General features: G+C 60.4%; 18 protein-coding genes and 1 tRNA gene. 8 read left to right on the forward strand and 11 right to left on the reverse strand.

The window, feature by feature from the left end; genetic code table 11:
* Positions 1 to 254 precede the first annotated feature (254 nt).
* The 5 genes from CLU94_RS08135 (at position 255) to CLU94_RS08155 (ending at position 5,186) form a co-directional block, all read left to right on the forward strand.
* A complete protein-coding gene (locus CLU94_RS08135) occupies positions 255 to 869 on the forward strand; it encodes a YqhA family protein (protein ID WP_077400355.1) in 615 nt (204 codons plus the stop codon).
* Positions 870 to 974: 105 nt separating this feature from the next.
* Positions 975 to 2,516: a fumarate hydratase gene (locus tag CLU94_RS08140; RefSeq protein WP_099665278.1), complete on the forward strand. Its 1,542-nt coding sequence runs from the start codon at positions 975 to 977 to the stop codon at positions 2,514 to 2,516.
* Positions 2,517 to 2,582: 66 nt separating this feature from the next.
* On the forward strand, positions 2,583 to 3,428 hold the full coding sequence (murI, locus tag CLU94_RS08145; protein ID WP_099665279.1) for a glutamate racemase: 846 nt from the start codon (positions 2,583 to 2,585) through the stop codon (positions 3,426 to 3,428).
* 142 nt (positions 3,429 to 3,570) lie between these two features.
* Positions 3,571 to 3,646 (forward strand) — tRNA-His (locus CLU94_RS08150).
* Positions 3,647 to 3,827: 181 nt separating this feature from the next.
* On the forward strand, positions 3,828 to 5,186 hold the full coding sequence (locus CLU94_RS08155; RefSeq protein WP_099665280.1) for a family 43 glycosylhydrolase: 1,359 nt from the start codon (positions 3,828 to 3,830) through the stop codon (positions 5,184 to 5,186).
* 45 nt (positions 5,187 to 5,231) lie between these two features.
* Here the strand turns inward: CLU94_RS08155 and CLU94_RS08160 are convergent, their stop codons facing one another.
* Both CLU94_RS08160 and CLU94_RS08165 read right to left on the reverse strand, forming a co-directional pair.
* Positions 5,232 to 6,032 carry a hypothetical protein gene (locus tag CLU94_RS08160; RefSeq protein WP_143451382.1) on the reverse strand — a complete coding sequence of 267 codons (801 nt, stop codon included), beginning with the start codon at positions 6,030 to 6,032 and terminating at the stop codon, positions 5,232 to 5,234.
* A 5-nt stretch (positions 6,033 to 6,037) separates the two neighbouring features.
* Positions 6,038 to 6,484, reverse strand: a complete 447-nt coding sequence (locus CLU94_RS08165) for a response regulator (RefSeq protein ID WP_099665282.1) — start codon at positions 6,482 to 6,484, stop codon at positions 6,038 to 6,040.
* A 289-nt stretch (positions 6,485 to 6,773) separates the two neighbouring features.
* Between CLU94_RS08165 and CLU94_RS08170 the strand changes: the two genes are divergently transcribed.
* The 3 genes from CLU94_RS08170 (at position 6,774) to CLU94_RS08180 (ending at position 10,581) form a co-directional block, all read left to right on the forward strand.
* Entirely contained in the window at positions 6,774 to 8,888 is a 2,115-nt protein-coding gene (locus tag CLU94_RS08170) for a TonB-dependent receptor family protein (RefSeq protein WP_099665283.1), read from the forward strand.
* 327 nt (positions 8,889 to 9,215) lie between these two features.
* Positions 9,216 to 9,875, forward strand: coding sequence for a PEP-CTERM sorting domain-containing protein (locus CLU94_RS08175; protein WP_099665284.1), 660 nt, complete (start codon positions 9,216 to 9,218; stop codon positions 9,873 to 9,875).
* Between the two features lie 256 nt (positions 9,876 to 10,131).
* Positions 10,132 to 10,581: a hypothetical protein gene (locus CLU94_RS08180; RefSeq protein WP_035825219.1), complete on the forward strand. Its 450-nt coding sequence runs from the start codon at positions 10,132 to 10,134 to the stop codon at positions 10,579 to 10,581.
* A gap of 551 nt (positions 10,582 to 11,132) precedes the next feature.
* Here the strand turns inward: CLU94_RS08180 and CLU94_RS08185 are convergent.
* The 9 genes from CLU94_RS08185 to rbfA all read right to left on the reverse strand — a co-directional run bounded on the left by CLU94_RS08185 (position 11,133) and on the right by rbfA (position 20,078).
* Entirely contained in the window at positions 11,133 to 11,516 is a 384-nt protein-coding gene (locus tag CLU94_RS08185) for a hypothetical protein (RefSeq protein WP_077400334.1), read from the reverse strand.
* Positions 11,517 to 11,678: 162 nt separating this feature from the next.
* Positions 11,679 to 12,251, reverse strand: a complete 573-nt coding sequence (locus tag CLU94_RS08190) for a hypothetical protein (protein ID WP_099665285.1) — start codon at positions 12,249 to 12,251, stop codon at positions 11,679 to 11,681.
* A gap of 167 nt (positions 12,252 to 12,418) precedes the next feature.
* Positions 12,419 to 12,766 carry an energy transducer TonB gene (locus CLU94_RS08195; RefSeq protein ID WP_077408994.1) on the reverse strand — a complete coding sequence of 116 codons (348 nt, stop codon included), beginning with the start codon at positions 12,764 to 12,766 and terminating at the stop codon, positions 12,419 to 12,421.
* A 60-nt stretch (positions 12,767 to 12,826) separates the two neighbouring features.
* Positions 12,827 to 14,587, reverse strand: a complete 1,761-nt coding sequence (locus CLU94_RS08200) for a methyl-accepting chemotaxis protein (protein ID WP_257218722.1) — start codon at positions 14,585 to 14,587, stop codon at positions 12,827 to 12,829.
* Between the two features lie 519 nt (positions 14,588 to 15,106).
* Positions 15,107 to 15,571: a hypothetical protein gene (locus tag CLU94_RS08205; protein WP_099665287.1), complete on the reverse strand. Its 465-nt coding sequence runs from the start codon at positions 15,569 to 15,571 to the stop codon at positions 15,107 to 15,109.
* Positions 15,571 to 16,566, reverse strand: coding sequence for a tRNA dihydrouridine(20/20a) synthase DusA (gene dusA, locus CLU94_RS08210; RefSeq protein WP_099665288.1), 996 nt, complete (start codon positions 16,564 to 16,566; stop codon positions 15,571 to 15,573). The genes CLU94_RS08205 and dusA overlap by 1 nt, the downstream gene beginning before the upstream one ends.
* Positions 16,567 to 16,683: 117 nt before the next feature.
* Positions 16,684 to 18,516: a translational GTPase TypA gene (gene typA / locus CLU94_RS08215; protein ID WP_076569139.1), complete on the reverse strand. Its 1,833-nt coding sequence runs from the start codon at positions 18,514 to 18,516 to the stop codon at positions 16,684 to 16,686.
* A 207-nt stretch (positions 18,517 to 18,723) separates the two neighbouring features.
* Entirely contained in the window at positions 18,724 to 19,659 is a 936-nt protein-coding gene (gene truB, locus CLU94_RS08220) for a tRNA pseudouridine(55) synthase TruB (RefSeq protein WP_099665289.1), read from the reverse strand.
* 2 nt (positions 19,660 to 19,661) lie between these two features.
* Positions 19,662 to 20,078, reverse strand: a complete 417-nt coding sequence (gene rbfA, locus CLU94_RS08225; protein ID WP_099665290.1) for a 30S ribosome-binding factor RbfA — start codon at positions 20,076 to 20,078, stop codon at positions 19,662 to 19,664.
* Positions 20,079 to 20,130 lie beyond the last annotated feature (52 nt).

Raw genomic sequence — 20,130 nt, forward strand, 5'->3', positions numbered from 1 at the left:
GACGCCTTACATTGCGCATTTTCTGCAGCGTTTTCCTCTGTCAAGACTAACCATAAGCGCCTTCGGCGATGGGCGTCAAGGGGACGCCGTACAGTATTTTCACTGGGAAAATGCCTGGCGCGCCGAAGCTTCAATACCACTTTGTGTTTCATCAAACCCAATAATACAGAGCAAGGCCATGCGCAGTAATCGACAGCAAGTGTAAAATGTCGGGCATGCCAAAAATTGGTATTTACTCCCCCAGGAACCCCTACATGATCGACCACCTACCACCGTCTGCCAAACATACCAAGCTGCATCCATTGTCCGCCTTCATCTTCATGTCGCGCTGGCTGCAGTTGCCGCTGTACCTGGGCCTGATCCTCGCACAATGCGTGTATGTCTTCCATTTCTGGGTGGAGTTATCCGACCTGATCGGCGCCGTGTTCGGCAATGATGCAGCCTTGCAGCACGTACTGACGGCCGTCGCCGTGCCCGGCAGCGCCCTGCCGACCAAGCTGAACGAAGCGACCATCATGCTGGTGGTATTAGGCCTGATCGACGTGGTCATGATTTCGAACCTGTTGATCATGGTCATTATTGGCGGCTACGAAACCTTCGTTTCGCGCATGCACCTCGATGACCACCCAGACCAGCCGGAATGGTTGTCGCATGTAAATGCTTCCGTGCTGAAGACGAAATTGGCGATGGCCATCATCGGCATCTCGTCCATCCACCTGCTGAAGACTTTCATCAATGCCAACTCCTACAAGATGGAAGTGATCATCGCGCAGACGGTGATCCACATGGTCTTCATCATTTCCGCCATGGCGATCGCGTACACCGACCGCATCATGACGGTGACACAGAACCAGGCACGACCGCATTAAACCCGAAGCCCATGGCTGCCAGCAGCGGCCATGGGCTTTGTCATTCCAATGCAGTAACTAGTATTAGTAAAGAGTCTTACCCTTCTTATCTACCGCGAGAACACCATGACTGTCATAAAGCAAGAAGACCTGATCGAATCCGTCGCCGCAGCGTTGCAGTACATTAGCTACTACCACCCTGCTGATTACATCGAACACCTGGCGCGTGCCTACGCGGCCGAGCAAAGCCCGGCGGCAAAAGATGCGATCGCGCAAATCCTGACCAACTCGCGCATGTGCGCGGAAGGCAAGCGTCCGATTTGCCAGGACACGGGTATCGTCAACGTCTTCCTGAAAATCGGCATGGGCGTGCGCTTCGAAGGTTTCAGCGGCACGGTTACCGACGCCGTCAACGAAGGCGTGCGCCGCGCGTACAACTTCGACGACAACAAGCTGCGCGCCTCCATCGTGGCCGACCCGCATTTCGACCGCAAGAACACCAAGGACAACACGCCAGCCGTCGTGCACATGGAATTGGTTGAAGGCAATACCGTCGACGTGAAAGTGGCTGCCAAGGGCGGCGGTTCGGAAAACAAGTCGAAGATGATCATGATGAACCCGTCCGACTCGCTGGTGGACTGGGTCATGAAGACCGTGCCGACCATGGGCGCCGGCTGGTGCCCGCCCGGCATGCTGGGCATCGGCATCGGCGGCACGGCCGAAAAAGCCATGCTGATGGCAAAAGAGGTGTTGATGGAAGACATTGACATGTTTGAGCTGAAACAACGCGGCCCGCAAAATAAACTGGAAGAATTGCGTATCGAGCTGTGCGACAAGATCAACTCGCTGGGCATCGGCGCGCAAGGCCTGGGCGGCCTGACGACCGTGCTCGACGTCAAGATCATGATGCACCCGACGCATGCCGCGTCGAAGCCCGTCGCCATGATCCCGAACTGCGCCGCCACGCGCCACGGCCACTTCGTGCTCGACGGCTCGGGCCCTGCCTACATGGAACCGCCATCGCTGTCGTCGTGGCCGGAAGTGCACTGGACGCCGGACACGGAAAAATCCAAGCGCGTCGACCTGAACACCCTGACGAAGGAAGAAGTCGCTTCGTGGACGCCGGGCCAGACCTTGCTGTTGAACGGCAAGATGCTGACGGGCCGCGATGCCGCGCACAAGCGCATCCAGGACATGCTGGCGAAGGGCGAAGAATTGCCGGTCGACTTCAAGAACCGCGTAATTTACTACGTCGGCCCGGTCGATCCGGTGCGCGACGAAGTAGTCGGCCCGGCCGGCCCGACGACCGCCACGCGCATGGACAAGTTCACCGACATGATGCTGGAACAGACAGGCCTGATCGCCATGATCGGCAAGGCCGAACGCGGTCCGGTCGCCATCGAATCGATCCAGAAACACCAGTCGGCCTACCTGATGGCCGTGGGCGGTTCCGCCTACCTGGTGTCGAAAGCCATCAAGGGCGCGAAAGTGCTGGGCTTTGCCGACATGGGCATGGAAGCCATCTACGAATTCGACGTCGTCGACATGCCGGTGACGGTGGCCGTGGACTCGAAAGGCACCTCCGTGCACAACACGGGCCCGAAAGAGTGGCAGGCGAAGATCGAGCAACTCAATAGCGTCAGCAAGATTCCCGTGACGGTCGCTTAAACAAGCACTACCATTAACGCCGCGCGGCAACACAGCGCGGCGTTTTTTTATCTTCTTCGGCTTTATATGACTTCTATTGCAAGCAATGCCCGCCCGGACGCCCCCATCGGCATTTTTGACTCCGGCGTGGGCGGCCTGTCGGTACTGCGCCATATCCGCGCGCAGCTGCCGCAGGAAGACCTGATCTACTTTGCCGATTCCGGCTATGCGCCGTATGGCGACAAGACGGAACAGCAAGTGATCGACCGTTCGCTGGCGATCACCGCCTTTTTATTGCAGCAAGGCGCGAAGGCGCTGGTCGTGGCCTGCAACACGGCCACCATCGCCGCCATCAAGGCGCTGCGCGCGCGCTACCCCGACCTGCCCATCGTCGGCGTCGAACCGGGCTTGAAACCGGCGGCAGGCATCAGCCGCAACGGCAAGATCGCCGTGCTGGCCACGGAACGCGCCTTGCGCGGCGACAAACTGCTGGCCTTGCGCGAGCAGGTGAGCGCCGCCACGGGCGCCACGTTCATCTTGCAGCCCTGCATCGGCCTGGCCGACCGCATCGAGCAATGCGAGCTGGGCACCGATCCGCTGGACGCCACCAGCGCCATGCTGGAACGCTACATCGCCCCCATGCTGGAACAAGGCGTCGACACGCTGGTGCTGGGCTGCACGCACTACCTGTTCGTGCAGGACGCCATCGAACGCACGGTGCGCGCCCACACGCAGGAACAGATCACCCTGGTGGACACGGGCGACGCCGTGGCGCGCCAGCTGGCCCGCCTGCTCGATGCGGCAAGCTTGCGCCGCATCAACAACGATGCGCCACGACTGCAAGGCTACACGACGGCCAAGGTCGAGTCCCTGGCGAAAGCCTTCGCCGGTTTGCTGGACTTGCACCCGCCCGTCGAACACCTGTCCGTGTGAGCTGGGTGAGCAAAAGCGACCGTTTTCATGCAATCTTTCGATTCTTTAAAAAAGACTGCATTTAGATTTGCCACTTTGCCGAGTTCTTTGTATAATTCGGCACCTGTTCAGCAAAACAGCTAAACAGGTAAGTAAGACAGTGGTGGCTGTAGCTCAGTTGGTAGAGTCCAGGATTGTGATTCCTGTTGTCGTGGGTTCGAGCCCCATCAGCCACCCCACAGAATAATGAAGAGCCCGGTTTTCGAACCGGGCTTTTTCTATTCCGGCGCCGCTTTTCTTCATTCTCCGATACCGGCCCCGGTATCGCTTCCTGCAAAAAATTCATTAGTGCAAATTTGACCATCGCCCTACTCTGGGGTGCGGCCTGGACCGCCCCATAAAAACAGTACGGAGACAACGATGAAGCAAATCCTGGCAGCACTCTGCCTGATGCTCTGCGCCCATGCGCAGGCGATCACCCTGACGGGCGTGCCCAATGCGCACGACCCCGGTACCCTGACAAAAGACGGCGACACGTATTTCAATTTCACCACGGGCGACGGCATCTGGTATTCCACCTCGACGGACCTGCTGAAATGGTCGGCCGGCCCTGCGCCCGTGTTCAGCACGCCGCCGGCCTGGATCGCCAATAAAATCCCCAACTTCAGCGGCTCGTACTGGGCGCCAGACGTGATCCACATGAATGGCTACTATTATCTGTATTACTCGGTGTCCACCTTCGGCACCTCCGTATCGGCCATCGGCGTGGCCCGCTCGGCGTCGCTGAAAAATCCCAGCTGGACGGACCTGGGCATCGTCGTGCAATCGTATGGGGGCGGTGCGGAAATCAATGCCATCGACCCCGCCCTGTTCCGCGACTACGACGGCAAGGTCTATATGTCCTACGGCTCGTTTTTCGGCGGCATCGGCGTGACGGAAATCAACCAGGCCACGGGCAAGACGAGCGGCAACGTCACCACCATCCTCGGTGGCGGCGGCAAGGATATCGAAGCGCCCTACATCACGCGCGACGGCGAGTATTACTATCTGTTCGTCAACCGCGGCAAATGCTGCCAGGGCGCCGCCAGCACATACTACGTGGAAGTGCAGCGCGCCAGCAGCGTGACGGGACCGTACAGCGACACGCGCACGGTGCTGCCCAACCTTGACGGCAAGTACAAGGGACCGGGCCATATCGGCGTGCTCAAGCAGGACGGCTGCAACTACACCTCGGTCCACTACTACGACGTCAACGACAATGGCGCGGCCAAACTCGACATATTAAAGATGACATACGGCGATGGCTGGCCCAGCCTGACGCGCAATTTTACGGTCGCCAGCTGCGGCGGCATCTCGGACGGCCCCACGGTGCTGCGCTCGCGCCTGAGCGGCAAGGCGCTGGCCGTGGCCGGCGCCGGCACGGCGAATGGCGCGCTGGTGCAGCAGCAAACCTATACGGGAGGGAAACACCAGCAATGGTATGTGGTGGGGCATGGCGACGGGTACTATAGCCTGATCAATGCGAACAGCCTGCTGGGCCTGGACGACTACAACAACTCGACCACGGCGGGCACGAATATCGCGCAATGGAGCTACTGGGGCGGACTGGGCCAGCAATGGCGCTTCGCCAGCCCCGCGGCCGGCTACCAGACAATTACCAACCGCTACAGCAACCTGACCCTGGACGTCCTGAATCTGAGCACGTTGGAAAACGCGCAAATCATCCAGTGGAACCTGACCAATGCAAATAATCAGCAGTGGTCGCTGAGCCGGCCCTAACAGACGAGCGATATCCCGGCGGCATGGCACTGCCGGGGCGTCCTCTCAGCGGGCGGGGAGCAGGCCCAGCAAAAACTCGCGCGCCCGCGCCGCACTTGGCGAGCGCGACGAAGGATGCTGGATGCGGTAGCAATCCCTGTGGTGCAGCGGGAACTGCCACAATTGCGCATTCGGTATGCCATCCTCGACGTAATCGCAGCCCAGCGCCTTGCCCTGCGCATCGCGGGCCAGCGGAAAGAAATCGCGCCGATGTCCGGCGGTGGCGCTGCCATTGGCAAAGATGATGATCTCGGGCTGGAAGAAAGCGATTTGTACATCCAGCAGCAGTTTGGAGTACTTCTTGATGACCTCAAAATGCCGACATTTGACGGGACTACCTTTATTCCACGCCATGCACAGCAGATTGGCATAGATCAAGCCATCGCTGCCGGAACGCCGGGCCACCGCGCGCGTGAAATTATGAAAGGCACGGCCCTTGATATCCGCGCGTGACAATTGCTGCGCAAAGTAAGCCTGGTGCACGGCCATCGACCGCTCGACATAGTGCTCCAGCGAACTAAAACGCCCCCCTACCGGCAACACATTCCATTGTCGCGTTTCGCAGCCCACGATCATGATGCGCTGCCGGGCGCCAATCCAGTTGGGCGGCACGCTGGGGAGAAAGAGACCCGAGAGCTTTTCCGCATCGGCATGCGGCGCATGGCGGTCCAGCAAGGCCGTATCAAAATCGGCCAGTACGCCCAGATAGCGGCTGGCCAGGTCGGTGCTTGCAGCTTGCTTCGGGGAATGCATGGTCATTGCGTGCCTGTGTCCGGATGCCCGGGGATGGGCCGCAAACCATAGCACACATTTCAGCCCGCCAGCACCGACTGCACCGTCGTCGCTAGGTCTTCCAGGCGCACGGGTTTCACGAGGAAGTGGCGAAAGCCCACGGCCAGCGCGTCGTCCATGTACATGGGCAGGCTGTGGCCGGTGACGGCGATCAGCACGGCGTTGGCCGTTTCGGGGTTGTGGTGCAGGCGGCGGCCGATTTCGATGCCGCTGATGCCGGGCATTTCGATGTCGAGGTAGACGGCGTCGGGCACGCACAGCTTGACTTGCTCGACGGCCATCTGCCAGTTGCGCACCACCACCGCGTGGTGGCCCAGCGCTTCGAGCAGCATGGCCAGCGATTCGCCCACTTCCTGGTTGTCGTCGACCACCAGCAGATTCAATTTGCGCGCAGCACTTGCCGGCTGGTCGCCCTGGCGGCGTTCCACGGGGGGATTGCCTGGCGTCGTTTCAGTTGTCTGGCTCATTGTACGTTCACGTCTGACGGCTGCAAAAACGGGAGTATACAAGAAGCGCGCACAATGCCGCCGCACCCGAGCACTGGTGCCAAGCGGCAATCAAGGCCGCCCGCTGTACCGCGCCAGCAACACTTCCCCACCCTGCGGGCAGGCATACCGCCACTACGCAATATTCGCAATTGACGGATAAAATGAGAATCATTATCATTCTTATCCCCTTGCGCAGGATGCCCACGCCACGATGTTGTCGCGCCGCCCAAAATGCCCGCGCAACCATTGTCCCTACGGAGATCCATGCATGGCCGCCACACTTTCCCCACTGCCTTTTTCGCTGCGCCCGTGCGCGCTGGCCATCGCCCTCGCTTGCCTGGGCACGTCCCTTGCTGCGCAGGCACAGGACGCCAATACGGCCAGTACCGCCAATGACGCCGGTCCCATCCTGGAATCCATCCAGGTCAGCAGCAACCTGCTGGGCACCAGCATGGCCGCCAGCACGAAGAATTTCGCGGGCGCCCGCACGGTGGTACAAAAGGATGACATCGAAAACTCGGGCGCGACCAGCCTCAGCGACGTGATGCGCCGCATTCCCGGCGTGCAGATCAGCGACAACTCGGGCAGCGCCGGCAGCGCCATTTCCCTGAATATCGGCGTGCGCGGCCTGGCCGGACGCTATTCGCCGCGCAGCACGGTCTTGCTCGATGGCATTCCGATGTCGGTCGCGCCATATGGCCAGCCGCAACTGTCGTTCGCACCCGTCAGCCTGGCCAATGTCGAAACGGTCGACGTGGTGCGCGGCGGCGGCGCCGTACGCTTCGGCCCGCAAAACGTGGGCGGCATCATCAACTTCAAGACGCGCCGCGTGCCCACCACACCCGGCATCACGGGCGACGCCACCGTACGCTACAACTCGTACAGCGAAGTGGGCCACAACACGCAGGCCAGCGTGTTTGCCGGCACCCAGCTCGACAGCGGCCTGGGCCTGGCGGTGCTGTATTCCGGCATCCGCGGCAGCGACTGGCGCGTGGGCAGCGATGAGAAGGTCAACGACTTCGCCCTCAAATTCCGCTACGACCTGAGCCCGACGGCCGAGGTGTACGGCAAGCTGTCCTACTATGACGTGACGTCGCGCACGCCGGGCGGCCTGACTGCCGCGCAATACAAGCAGGACCCGTTCCAGAACACGCGCCCGACCGACTTCTGGAGCGGCGAGCGCAAGGCCTTCGACATCGGCTACCTGAATGCCATTTCCGGCACGCAAGAATTCGAGGTGCGCGCCTATTACAACAAGAGCTCGCGCGAAAGCACGCTGATCAGCGGAAAAAACCTGGGCCACCAGCCGCGCAACTATGAAACGACGGCCATCGAACCGCGCTACACGCAGCGCTTCACGACCGGCAAGGTGTCGCAGGACGTCACCGTCGGCTACCGCTACCTGGTTGAACGCGCCGATGAAAGCATCTACAACGTCGTCATCGCCAGCGGCGTGCAGCAGGCGCCGACGCGCTTCGCCGACAACTCCACCGATGCGCAAGCCGTGTATATCGACGACAAGATCGCCATCGACGCCTGGCGCATCACGCCGGGCGTGCGCTACGAGCACATCAAGACGGTGCGCTTCAACCACTTGCCGACCGACCAGAAGATCGAGTTGCTCAACAACAAGGCCCTGCCGTCTCTGAACGTGGCCTACTTGCTCAATAACAACGTCACCCTGTTCGGCAACTACAACAGCTCGTTTGGCGCCGTGCAAAATACGCAGCTCAATGCGCAATCGAGCAAGAACCCGCTGCAGCCGGAACTGGCGAAAACCGCCGAGCTGGGCGCGCGCTGGAAGAGCGGCCAGCTGTCGGCCGAGGCGACTTTGTTCAACATCAAGTTCGACAACCAGATCCAGTCCGTCGGCAGCGGCGAGAACGTCGTCTTCTACAACGTGGGCGCCACGCATCACCGGGGCCTGGAATCGGCCGTCGACTACCACTTCGACCAATCCGGCCCGCTGGCCGGCTTGAACGCCTACGCCACCTACACCTACACCAAGGCCACCTTGCAGGATGGCGTGAACGCGGGCAATGACGTGCCCTTCTACTCGCGCACCACGGACACCGTCGGCGCCCACTACCAGCTGGGCGCGTGGGGCTTCGACCTGTCGAGCAGCCACCAGAGCCGCCAATTCGCCGACGAGGCCAACACCGTGGCGGAAAACCCGGCCGGCAGCGTGGGCGTCATTCCCGGCTTCCGTACGTGGAACACGCAAGTGAAATGGAAAGTACCGGGCCAGAACGGCCTGGAACTGGTCGCCGGCGTCAACAACCTCGCCGACAAGCGCTATTTCACGCGCACCTCGGACGGCAACCTGGGCAAGCTGGTGGGCGCGCCGCGCATGGTCTACCTGCAAGGACGGCTGGCGTTCTAGTCCCGCGCACGTCCCGGCTATGGCATCAATAGCCGGGCGCGCACGCGGGCGGCACGCAAAAAACCTGCATCGTTGTTGTTTCGATGCAGGTTTTTTTACGTCCCGATGTCACAAAAATACTCCGGGGCAAGCAGCCTCAGGGCCGCGCTCACCCTGCGGCAGCACTGCAATTGGTTCACCATGGAAATTAATGCAATTTTGAACATGAATGATTTCACAATTACAAATATTTTTATCGCGTAGCAGTTTTTTTCGTGAGTTTTAGTGATATTCTTTAAATGTCATTTAGGAAATGAAATTAACTTTTAAATAATAGAACGGACCCACATGAAAATGCCTGCTACCCTCTTCAAGATTGCCGCGCTGGCCTCCCTGATCACTGCCGGCGGCGCCAACGCCGCGACCGAACTGGTCGTCAACGGCAGCTTCGAAAGCAACGCCATCACCACCCCATTCGCACAATTGAGCGCCGTGACGGGCTGGACCTCATCCGTCAGCGGCAATACGGCCTTTGAAATCCAGAAGGGCGCCACGCAAGGCGGCCAGAGCGGCTTCAACCCCGTCGCTGCCGCCGGCACGCAATACCTGGAACTCAACGCCGAGCGCCTGACGTCCGTGTCGCAATCGCTCGCCACCACGGCCGGCGGCACGTATGCGCTGTCGTTTGCCTACTCGGGCCGCCCGAATACGCCAGGCGGAGCAAGCAGCCTGATGAACGTCTACTGGGGTTCGACCCTGCTGACGCCAACGGCCCTGGTCGGCAATACCACCGGCGTGTGGCAAACCTACAGCCAGAACGTGACCGCGCTCGGTTCGTCCACCTTGCTGCGCTTCGAATCGATCGGCCCGGCCTCCGCGCCAACCTATGGTTCCTACCTGGACAACGTCTCGGTGACGACGGCCGTGCCGGAACCGGAAAGCTACGCCATGATGCTGCTGGGCCTGGGCTTGCTGGGTTTCATGGCACGCCGCAAGACTGCCGCCTGAGTCTGAAGTCGTCGTGCAACAGCCGCTCCGCCACCAGGCCGGGCGGCTTTTTTTATGGCCCAAACGGAAGCATAATTCCCAGGAAATGTTGCCAAAAAGAATTAAATTGACGCTACAATAGCGGGGTATCAAGCAATGCCAAGCATCGCTCCGCCAGGGCCACTACCCCGCCCTGATCATCAGCACGCATTTTTTGAACAGGATGACTGGCGCTGCCGGGCCCGATCGCGCTCCCGGCACGGCCACCACACGCACCATGTCTGCAGAAAAAACCATTACCGAAACGAGTTCCTACGGCAAGGAAACGCCCGTGGGACGTCCCGACATCGATGGCCGCGCCGGCATTTTCGTGCCCACGGCGGAATTTGACATCGACAACACCACCACCATCCGCAAGGGCGCGGGCATTGTCGGCTTCGGCAACCTCGATGGCACCCTGACCGTGTATTTCGAAGCGAACCGTTTCGACGAAAGCAATCTGCACAAGTGGGAACACAAGGCGCGCAAGGCATATGACCGCATGGTCATGGGCGCGCCCACGGTGTCGAAGGCGAAAATCGATGCGCGCATGCTGGAACAGGTCGGCATCATCGATGGCATGGGCATCAATCTCAAGCATCCGGAACGCCTGACGCACTGGCTGGCGATCTCGAACGTGCCGGACACGGCGCCGGAAGAGCCTGTAGTGCGCTGGAAAAACCGCTAAGTAATCCTCAGGAAATTATTGTGAATTTATGACGAACAGAACCGGATGCTATGCAAGGCGCCCGCTGCGACGCAGTGCGAGCACTGCTAGCAGTGGGCAACACCGCAGAGCGCCGGTTATGGAAGTCAGAAATCGGAATAATTGATTGGGGGTTACTCAGGCGGTCGGAGAGCGAGGCGGGGCGCCAGGGACGAGGTGTTGTCCTACATCGTGGCGGACATTCATCCGATGCCCTAAGGCACCGAGTCATCCTATGATGAAAGCCTGACCACACCTCACACTACTCAGGAGTACGACATGTCCCGCCTCATCCCGATCAGCTTTGGCGCCTTGCAAATAGGTCTGGCAGCGGCGGCGATGTACATCCTGTGCTCGGCGGACGTGCTGCACCAGAGTTCCGTGTATTTCCACTGAGTTCATATTACGTCACAACTCTCACCAAATTGTAGCGAGCGGCAGTGAGTCGTGGGGGAGAAGCGCAGCTGTACTTTAGTACAGCGAGCATCGCAGCCCGCGAATCGCGACGCGCAGTAAATTTGGTGGGATGTTGACTAGCGGCGGCCGTAATAACGTCCGTGCCCACCCCAGCCACCGCGGTGTCCACCGTAGCGCCCAAAGCCAAACACGAAGTCCAGCCCGATCGATACGGGCGGATTGTAATAATACGGTTGCGGCGCGTACACGGGCGCCGGCACATACACGGGCTGTTGCACGTACACCGGTTGCTGCTGCACATACACGGGTTCATTCGTGTATTCCACGCGCGGCGCGCTCACCACGCGCGATGACTGCACCGGCTCGGACGAGACCGTATGCCATTCATAGGGATTGTAAGCCCCCTGTGGCGCGCGCGAACCGTAATACGCGGGACCAGGCGGCGCCACGACGCAGCCCCCCAGGGCGGCCAGCGAAATTACTGCCAACAGGGTTTTCATTGCAATTCTCCTCGGGTACCAATACTGGTGTACTACCTTAATTAAGTACTATAAGAAATTACGCCGCGCTTTGCTGTGCTTTTACCGATTGTTACACCCCGACGCACGCCGCAACATGAAGTGTCGCAAAGCCGCCACAAACGGCGCGCGCGGCATGTTTCCTCAAATAAACGGTATCGCGCAGGTATCGATGGCCTTGCCGGCCGCATCGTAGCGCTGCACGCACACCTGGTAGCGCACGCCGTAATCGAGCTCGACCTGCTCGACCTTTCCATACTTCAATTTCCAGCTGGGCTGCACCTGTTGCCGGCCAGCCAGCGCTGCCACATCCTGCGGAATCGCCATCGCCGTCTGCGTTTCGCCCTGGCGCGCATCCTGGCGCCGCGCCACGTCGATAGCCACGCTCACGGCCAGGTCGACGCCGCCGTCCGCATACTGCAAAGCGGGCGCGCCGCGCTGCGCCCGCATCACGCCCCAGGCGCAAGGCTTGCCGCCCGCCTCGCATTGCTTCAGCTGCGCCAGCGGAAAATACTCAGGGGCAATCTTGCCATCCTTGATGGGCCAGCTGGTGCGCACGCCGTCGCGCTTGCCCGTCAGGGGATTGTCCCAGCTCAGGCTATTGACGACGGCCACGGTCTGCCCCGCCTGCAAGCCCACGGGCGTGCCCAGCGAGGCGCAGGCAGAAAGCAGCATGCCGCTGGCGGCGAGAAGGGAAAGTGTCAGGATGCGCTGCATGGTAGGCCTCTTGTGGTGGGAGATCCCGAAGGTATGTTTCGAGGGTAACAGAATCGGCGGCGACAGTGCCGTTGGCTGGCGCACATAACACTACGGGCGGCACCCTTGCAGGCGCCGCCCGTAGCGGAGAGCTCATGCCGGGAGCCAGGCTCCCGGCAATAGGTGGATCAGTCCAGCTTCCAGGCGTAGTCGACCTTGGTCCAGGTCTGCGCTGCGGCGCCATCCTTGGTGCCCGGCTTGAACTTGCACGCGGACAGGGCCTTGATGGCGGCCTTGTCCAGGTTCTTGAAGCCGCTGCTCTTCTCGACTTTCGAATCGGCAACGCTACCATCGGCATTGACCAGGAAGGACATCGTCACGGTGCCCTGCTCTTCGTTCATCAACGAAGCTTTCGGATAGTCGGCCTTGCAGTTCTTGGCATCGAACGACGCCGGCACCTCGGCAGCGAAGGCTGCGGAAGAAACGGACACCAGCAAGGCTGCTGCAACACTCATCAAACGCTTATTCTCAAACATGTGCTTCCCCATGATTATCAGATACGGTAATTACAACTTCCTGTGCGCTGTTGGCCGCGCTTAAAACTCTTCCCACTCGTCATTGCTGCCGGCGCTTGCCGCCTTGCGCGGCGCCGGAGCAGCCACGGGAGCTGCCGCTTCCGCCTTGCGTGCCAGCGATTTCACCGGGCGCAATGCGGGCGCCGGCTTGCGCGCGGCAACGGGCGCAGCCACAGCCGCTACGGGGGCCGGTACATACGCTGCCGGCTTTTCTTCGCCTTCGACCAGTTTGAAGATGCTGACCACGTGGGCCAGTTCGGCCGCCTGGTCTTGCAAGCTTTGCGCCGCGGCGGCTGCCTGCTCCACCAGGGCCGCATTTTGCTGCGTCATGCCATCCATCTCGATGATCGACAGGTTGACCTGTTCGATGCCGGCGCTTTGTTCCTGGCTGGCACTGGCGATCTCGCTCATGATGTCGGTGACGCGGCGCACGCTGTCGACCACTTCGCCCATCGTCACGCCAGCCTGGCCCACCAGACGCGTACCGCGTTCCGTCTTCTCGGCCGAATCGTCGATGAGGATCTTGATTTCTTTCGCCGCGCCAGCGGAGCGCTGGGCCAGGTTGCGCACTTCCGACGCCACCACGGCAAAGCCGCGGCCTTGTTCGCCGGCGCGTGCCGCTTCCACGGCCGCGTTCAGCGCCAGGATGTTGGTCTGGAAGGCGATGCCATCGATCACGCCGATGATGTCGACAATTTTCTTCGCCGATTCATTGATCGAGCTCATGGTGTCAACCACTTGCGACACCACGGAGCCGCCCTTCAGGGCCACGTCCGACGCGGTGGCAGCCAGCTTGTTGGCTTCGCGCGCATTGTCCGCATTCTGTTTCACGGTCGAGGTCAGCTCTTCCATGGCCGACGCCGTTTTTTCCAGCGCGCTGGCCTGCATTTCCGTGCGCGACGACAGGTCGATATTGCCGTCGGCAATTTCACGCGACGCCGTGCCGATGGTTTCCGTACCGACACGTACCTGGCCGACGATGCCCACCAGGCTGTTGCGCATTTCCTTCATTTCCGCCAGCAGGCTGGAATTGTCCGATGGCTGCGTGTGGATGCCGATCGACAGGTCGCCATTGGCAATGCTGCCGGCGATCGATGCCGTGTAGTCAGGCTCGCCGCCCAGCTGTTTCAGCAAGCCGCGGGTGATCACCAGTGCCGCCGCCACGCCCATCGCCACGGCCAGTACGCCGAGGATGATCATGAACAGGCGCGCGCTGTCGAAGGCCTTGCGGGCGTCCGATTGCATCTGCTCATTGAGCTTGTCTTCCAGCACGGCCAGTTGCTCCAGCGCTTCCATCCATTTTTTCTGTACCGGGCGGATTTCCTTGATCATCACGCGCGTGGCGCCTTCCGCATCGTTGGCCATCCACAACGCGGACGCCTTGGCGATGGCCGGCATGGCGGCGGCTTCGTATTCCTTGATCGAGGTCAGCAGGGCTTTTTCTTCAGAAGTCGACTCGACGGCGAATTTCTCTTCGAGCTTCTTCTGCGTTTCCTGATAGGTGGTCGTTTGCGTCTTGATACGCGCCATTTCCGGCTCCATATCGCCCGCGTCGGTCATCAGGGTCAGGATGCGCAGCGAGGTGATGCGGTCGCTGACGTTGCCACGCATGTCGATCACCAGGCGGGTGACGACGTTGTTGACATTGATCACGTGATCGAGACGTTCCTGGATTTGCGCCATGCGCGCGATGCCGAGGACGGTCACGGCCACCAGCAGAACCAGTACCAGGGCGAAACCCAGGCCCAGGCGGGTACCAACCTTCATTTTTGCTAAATTCATTTCGGCTCTTCGTAAATGAAACTATTGATAAGGATTTTTGCCCGGCACGACAAGACGAAGGCTGCGCAACACCGGCATCCGCCCTTACCCATTGGTATGCTGGCGGTATCCGGCCGCACGCAGCCTGGGGTACTTCCTGGTCTACAACAGCCCTGAAAACCACCAGTGACTGCGAATGCAAATTTGTTCCACGGACTGAATTTTTGACACCGATGATGTGAGATCAACATCAAACATTCATATGAGAAATATTTGTCTATAATCAATTATAGGTGTAAATTTTGCCTCAAAGCAAGCAATAAGTACCTGAATAAATGGCTGATTAACTTTCTTCGGGGAAATGGCAACAACGCCGTTTCTTGCCCCATAGAAATGCCCCACGACAGTGCGGCCGTGCGCCGAAACAGCGCATTTACAACACATGGCATAGTCGGTGACATCGTTTCGGAAGTGGTATTCAGAGGAGGGGGTGGTGCGGACAATACCAGTGCGCCGGGGCACCGGTATAGACAAGTTTGCTCAGCGGTCCCAGCTGCAATGCATCACATAGGCGTGACGCTCTGTGCCAAAGACAAAGACGCTCCAGACGGCGCCCAATTGACTGGCCAGGCTGCGCTGCCCCGATGATACCAGTTGATACCAGCGGGGCGCACCGCCCAGCAATTCGGCCAGTTCGTTCTCGAAACCATCGAACAGGCGCGCGTCGAGCGGCTGGCGGTCAGCCTCGCTCGCCGGGTGCAAGCGCTCGAGCAGCCACTGGCGCGGCGTGCACAGGACGCCGCTGCACACCACGCTGTCGATCGGCTGCAGACTCAAGCCGTCCGGCGCGATTTCCAGCGCGCGGCACAGCGCGTCGAACGCCGCCTGCGGTGCCACGGAGCCCAGACAGGAGCATGCGAAAAGGCTGCCATCGTCCTTCAGCGCGCTGACGGCTTGCAGGTAGCCGTCAATCTGGCGCGCAAGGCCGTGGCAATCGCCGCTCATCAGGCAGGCAACGACAGGCGCGCCGCCGCTTCCAGCAGCAAACGCGGGTCGCCCGAGGCCAGCTTCTTCGAATCGGACAAGGTCTGGCGGAAGCCGCGCGCGCCGGGCAGGTTTTGCATCAGGCCCAGCATGTGGCGCGTGACGCTGTTCAGCTTCAAGCGCCCCGCTTCCTTTTCCAGCTGCGCACTAATATAAGGAATCATCGCTTCGAGCACCTGTTCGCGCGTCTTGACGGGAGCGTCGTCGCCGTAATAGCGCTGGTCGAACTGCGCCATCACGTACGGGTTGTGATACGCCTCGCGGCCCAGCATCACGCCGTCGAGGTGCTGCAGGTGCAGGTCGATTTCCTCGAGCGTCTTGATGCCGCCGTTGATAATGAACTCGAATTGCGGAAAATCACGCTTCAAACGGTAGGCATAGTCATACTTAAGGGGCGGCACTTCACGGTTTTCCTTCGGACTCAGCCCTTTCAGGATGGCGTTACGCGCATGCACGATAAACGTCTTGCAGCCGGCGTCGGCCACGGTGCCGACGAAATCGCGCACGAAGTCGTACGATTCGCTGTCGTCGATGCCGATGCGGTGTTTCACCGTCACGTCGATATCGACCACGTCGCGCATGGCTTTCACGCAGTCGGCCACCAGTTGCGGCTCGGCCATCAGGCAGGCGCCGAACGCGCCCTTTTGCACGCGCTCGGACGGGCAGCCGCAGTTCAGGTTGACTTCATCGTAGCCCCACTGCTGGCCCAGCTTGGCGCTGGTGGCCAGGTCTGCCGGGTCGCTGCCGCCCAGCTGCAGCGCCACCGGATGCTCTTCCTCGTTGAAGCGCAGGTGGCGCTCCACGTCGCCGTACACGAGCGCGCCCGTCGTCACCATCTCGGTATAGAGCCAGGTGTGGCGCGTGATTTCGCGGTGGAACTTGCGGCAATGGCGGTCGGTCCAGTCCATCATCGGGGCAACGGACAGGCGGCGGGAAGGCAAAGAAGAGGAAGTCATGGTGTCTACAAAAAACAGGAGCTGCAAATGACAAACCCGCTGCGCGCCTCACCAGTGACGATGACGCGGCGCAGCGGGCCGGAGCGGCATGGCCCGCAGGCCATGCTCTACAACAGATTACGAATCACGCGACGCTTTTTTACGCTCGTGCTCTTTCAGGAAGCGCTTGCGCAGACGGATCGATTTAGGGGTGATTTCCACCAGTTCGTCGTCCTCGATGAATTCGACTGCGTATTCCAGCGACATCTGAATTGGCGGTACCAGGCGCACCGCTTCGTCGGTACCCGACGAACGCACGTTGGTCAGCTGCTTGCCCTTGATCGGGTTGACGACCAGGTCGTTGTCGCGCGAGTGGATACCGATGACCATGCCTTCGTAGACCGGGTCATTGTGCGACACGAACATGCGGCCGCGGTCTTGCAGTTTCCAGATAGCGTAAGCAACAGCGGCGCCGTCGTCTTGCGAGATCAGCACGCCGTTGCGACGGCCAGCCATTTCGCCACGGGTGTTGTCGACTGGCGCGTATTCATGGAATACGTGGCTCATCAGGCCGGTGCCGCGGGTCAGGGTCATGAATTCGCCCTGGAAGCCGATCAGGCCACGCGCCGGGATCAGGTACTCGAGACGCACGCGGCCCTTGCCATCCGATTCCATGTTTTGCAGGTCGCCACGACGACGGCCCAGTTCTTCCATGACGCCGCCCTGGTTGGCTTCTTCCACGTCGACCGACAGGTTTTCAAACGGCTCGTGGCGCACGCCATCGACCATTTTGAAGACCACGCGTGGACGCGAAACGGCCAGCTCGAAGCCTTCGCGACGCATGTTTTCGATCAGAATCGTCAGGTGCAGCTCGCCGCGGCCCGATACTTCGAAGATCGTGTCGTCGTCGGTTGGTGCCACGCGCAGAGCAACGTTGGCTTTCAATTCTTTTTCCAGACGGTCACGCAGTTGACGCGAGGTAACGAACTTGCCTTCGCGGCCAGCCAGTGGCGAGTTGTTGACCATGAAGTTCATGGTCAGGGTCGGCTCGTCGACGGTCAGCATAGGCAGCGCTTCTGGGGTGTCCACTGCGCACAGGGTCGAACCGATGCCGATTTCGTCGATACCGTTGATCAGGCAGATGTCGCCGGCGACGGCTTCGTCCACCAGCACGCGCTCCAGGCCCTTGAAGTTCAGCACCTGGTTGATGCGGCCCTTGATCGGGGTCGCGCCTGGGCCATTGATGACCAGCACGTCCTGGCCGACCTTGACGGTACCGCGGTTGACGCGGCCAATGCCGATCTTGCCGACGTACGACGAGTAGTCCAGCGAGGTGATCTGCATTTGCAGCGGGCCTTCCGGATTGTCGTCACGTACTGGAACGTGTTCCAGGATGGCGTCGAACATCGGCTTCATGTCGCCGCCGCGCACGTCTTCGGTCAGGCCGGCATAGCCGTTCAGGCCCGAAGCGTAAACGATAGGGAAGTCCAGTTGTTCGTCGGTAGCGCCCAGCTTGTCGAACAGTTCGAACGTCTGGTTGATGGCCCAGTCCGGACGTGCGCCTGGACGGTCGATCTTGTTGACGATAACGATAGGCTTCAGACCCAGTGCCAGCGCCTTGCGCGTGACGAAACGGGTTTGCGGCATCGGGCCTTCTTGTGCATCGATCAGCAGCAGAACCGAGTCCACCATCGACAGAACACGTTCCACTTCGCCGCCGAAGTCGGCGTGGCCTGGGGTGTCGACGATGTTGATGTGGGTGCCTTCGTACTCAACGGCGCAGTTCTTCGACAGAATCGTAATGCCGCGCTCCTTTTCCAGGTCGTTCGAGTCCATGACTCGGGTGTCGACCGCTTGGTTTTCACGGAAGGTGCCGGACTGGCGCAGCAGCTGATCCACCAGCGTGGTTTTGCCGTGGTCAACGTGGGCGATAATGGCGATATTACGAATTGCGCGTTTTGTATTTGACATGGTCGTAGTAGTTACTGAAAAACTGCGGAGTGCGTACAAGATGTACGAGATACCCGAATGCTAATCTATTTCCGGAACCGCGTAGTATAGCATGTTGCGTTGCAACGCTATCTAAAAATGCTGGCGGCTCCCGCAGTCGGGGACGGTTTGTTTAAAAAAGCGACACTGTTTAACGAGTGTCGCTGGGTAATATGACGTTGCTGTGACTTATTGATGCGCCGTGGCAATCAAGCGTTCTGGCGCCAGGATGCTGTATTCCTGCAACTGGCCCGTGCCCAGCAGCTTGCTGTCGTGATACACGCGCACCCTGCCCGGCTCGGCTGGCACGGCGACGTCTTCCTTGCCCAGCGCGATGCGCTGGCCATGCAGGAAACGCTTGGCCAATTCTTCCGTCAGCTGGACGGCGGGAAAGCTCGACAATAATGCATCGACGGGCGCCAGCAAGCTCAACGGTTCGGCATGCGCCGTCAATTCGTCGAGCGTGACGACGCCGTCCAACGTCAGGTTGCCCACCTGCGTGCGGCGCAAGGCGTTCAAATGGCCGCCGCAACCCAAGGCATGGCCGATGTCTTCGCCCAGCACGCGGATATACGTGCCCTTGCTGCACATCACGGACAATTTCAGGAACGGGGCTTCGTAGCCGAGGAACTCGAGCTTGTGGATGGTCACCGGGCGCGCTTCGCGCTCCAGGGTGATGCCGGCCCTTGCATACTCATATAAGGGCTTGCCGTCCCTTTTCAAGGCCGAGTACATGGGCGGCGTCTGCAGGATAGGCCCGCGGAACTGCGCCAGCACGGCTTCGATCTGCTCTTCGGTGACGTTGACGTCGCGCGTTTCCAGCACTTCGCCCTCGGTATCGCCCGTATCCGTCGTCTGCCCCAGGTGCACCAGGGTTTCGTAGGTCTTATCGGCTTCCAGCAAGTCCTGCGAGAACTTCGTCGCCTCGCCAAAGCACAGCGGCAGCAAGCCCGTGGCGAACGGATCCAGCGTGCCCGTATGGCCCGCCTTCTTCGCGTTCAGCACGCGCTTGGCCTTGATCAAGGCGTCGTTGCTGGACCAGCCGACAGGCTTATCCAGCAGCAAGACGCCATCGACCAGGTCGCGCACCCGCTTGATGCCCGGTGGTTTCTTCGGACCCGCCACTGTTATTGCTCGTCCGTCTCGGGTTTCGCGTCCGGCTCGGCGTCAGCCGCGCGCGTGGCGTTGGCCTTGTCGATCAGCAAAGACATTTCCATGCCGCGCGAGGTCGAGCTGTCGTGCACGAAATGCAACATCGGCAAGGTGTGGATGTGCAGGCGCTTGCCCAGCAAGCCACGGATGAAGCCGGCCGCGGCCATCAAGCCTTCGGTGGTGTTCTTGATGGCTTCCTTGCTGTCTTTCAACATCGTGAAAAACACCTTGGCGTGCGCGTAGTCGGGCGTGATCTGCACTTCGGTGATGGTGATCATCGTGCCGACGCGCGGGTCCTTCAATTCGTAGGCGACGATTTCTGCCAGATCGCGCTGGATCTGGTCGGCCACGCGCAAGCCGCGCGCTGGCATGGTTTTGCTATGTTTAGCCATGATTTTATGCTGTCCTAAGTGCCGCAGGGCGCATGGGTCAAACGGTTGCCCG

Origin of the sequence: Janthinobacterium sp. 13 (assembly GCF_002749695.1) — a bacterium.
GTDB classification, from domain to species: Bacteria; Pseudomonadota; Gammaproteobacteria; order Burkholderiales; family Burkholderiaceae_D; genus Janthinobacterium; species Janthinobacterium kumbetense.

What these genes read in the sequence shown, in the direction of transcription:
- CLU94_RS08140 (WP_099665278.1), top strand. Translation starts at nt 975, where the DNA reads ATGACTGTCATAAAGCAAGAAGACCTGATCGAATCCGTCGCCGCAGCG.
- dusA (WP_099665288.1), bottom strand. Translation starts at nt 16,566, where the DNA reads ATGACTTCCTCTTCTTTGCCTTCCCGCCGCCTGTCCGTTGCCCCGATG.
- CLU94_RS08195 (WP_077408994.1), bottom strand. Translation starts at nt 12,766, where the DNA reads ATGTTTGAGAATAAGCGTTTGATGAGTGTTGCAGCAGCCTTGCTGGTG.
- CLU94_RS08180 (WP_035825219.1), top strand. Translation starts at nt 10,132, where the DNA reads ATGTCTGCAGAAAAAACCATTACCGAAACGAGTTCCTACGGCAAGGAA.
- CLU94_RS08205 (WP_099665287.1), bottom strand. Translation starts at nt 15,571, where the DNA reads ATGAGCGGCGATTGCCACGGCCTTGCGCGCCAGATTGACGGCTACCTG.
- CLU94_RS08170 (WP_099665283.1), top strand. Translation starts at nt 6,774, where the DNA reads ATGGCCGCCACACTTTCCCCACTGCCTTTTTCGCTGCGCCCGTGCGCG.
- typA (WP_076569139.1), bottom strand. Translation starts at nt 18,516, where the DNA reads ATGTCAAATACAAAACGCGCAATTCGTAATATCGCCATTATCGCCCAC.
- CLU94_RS08200 (WP_257218722.1), bottom strand. Translation starts at nt 14,587, where the DNA reads ATGAATTTAGCAAAAATGAAGGTTGGTACCCGCCTGGGCCTGGGTTTC.
- murI (WP_099665279.1), top strand. Translation starts at nt 2,583, where the DNA reads ATGACTTCTATTGCAAGCAATGCCCGCCCGGACGCCCCCATCGGCATT.
- CLU94_RS08165 (WP_099665282.1), bottom strand. Translation starts at nt 6,484, where the DNA reads ATGAGCCAGACAACTGAAACGACGCCAGGCAATCCCCCCGTGGAACGC.
- CLU94_RS08155 (WP_099665280.1), top strand. Translation starts at nt 3,828, where the DNA reads ATGAAGCAAATCCTGGCAGCACTCTGCCTGATGCTCTGCGCCCATGCG.
- CLU94_RS08175 (WP_099665284.1), top strand. Translation starts at nt 9,216, where the DNA reads ATGAAAATGCCTGCTACCCTCTTCAAGATTGCCGCGCTGGCCTCCCTG.
- rbfA (WP_099665290.1), bottom strand. Translation starts at nt 20,078, where the DNA reads ATGGCTAAACATAGCAAAACCATGCCAGCGCGCGGCTTGCGCGTGGCC.
- CLU94_RS08190 (WP_099665285.1), bottom strand. Translation starts at nt 12,251, where the DNA reads ATGCAGCGCATCCTGACACTTTCCCTTCTCGCCGCCAGCGGCATGCTG.
- CLU94_RS08185 (WP_077400334.1), bottom strand. Translation starts at nt 11,516, where the DNA reads ATGAAAACCCTGTTGGCAGTAATTTCGCTGGCCGCCCTGGGGGGCTGC.
- CLU94_RS08135 (WP_077400355.1), top strand. Translation starts at nt 255, where the DNA reads ATGATCGACCACCTACCACCGTCTGCCAAACATACCAAGCTGCATCCA.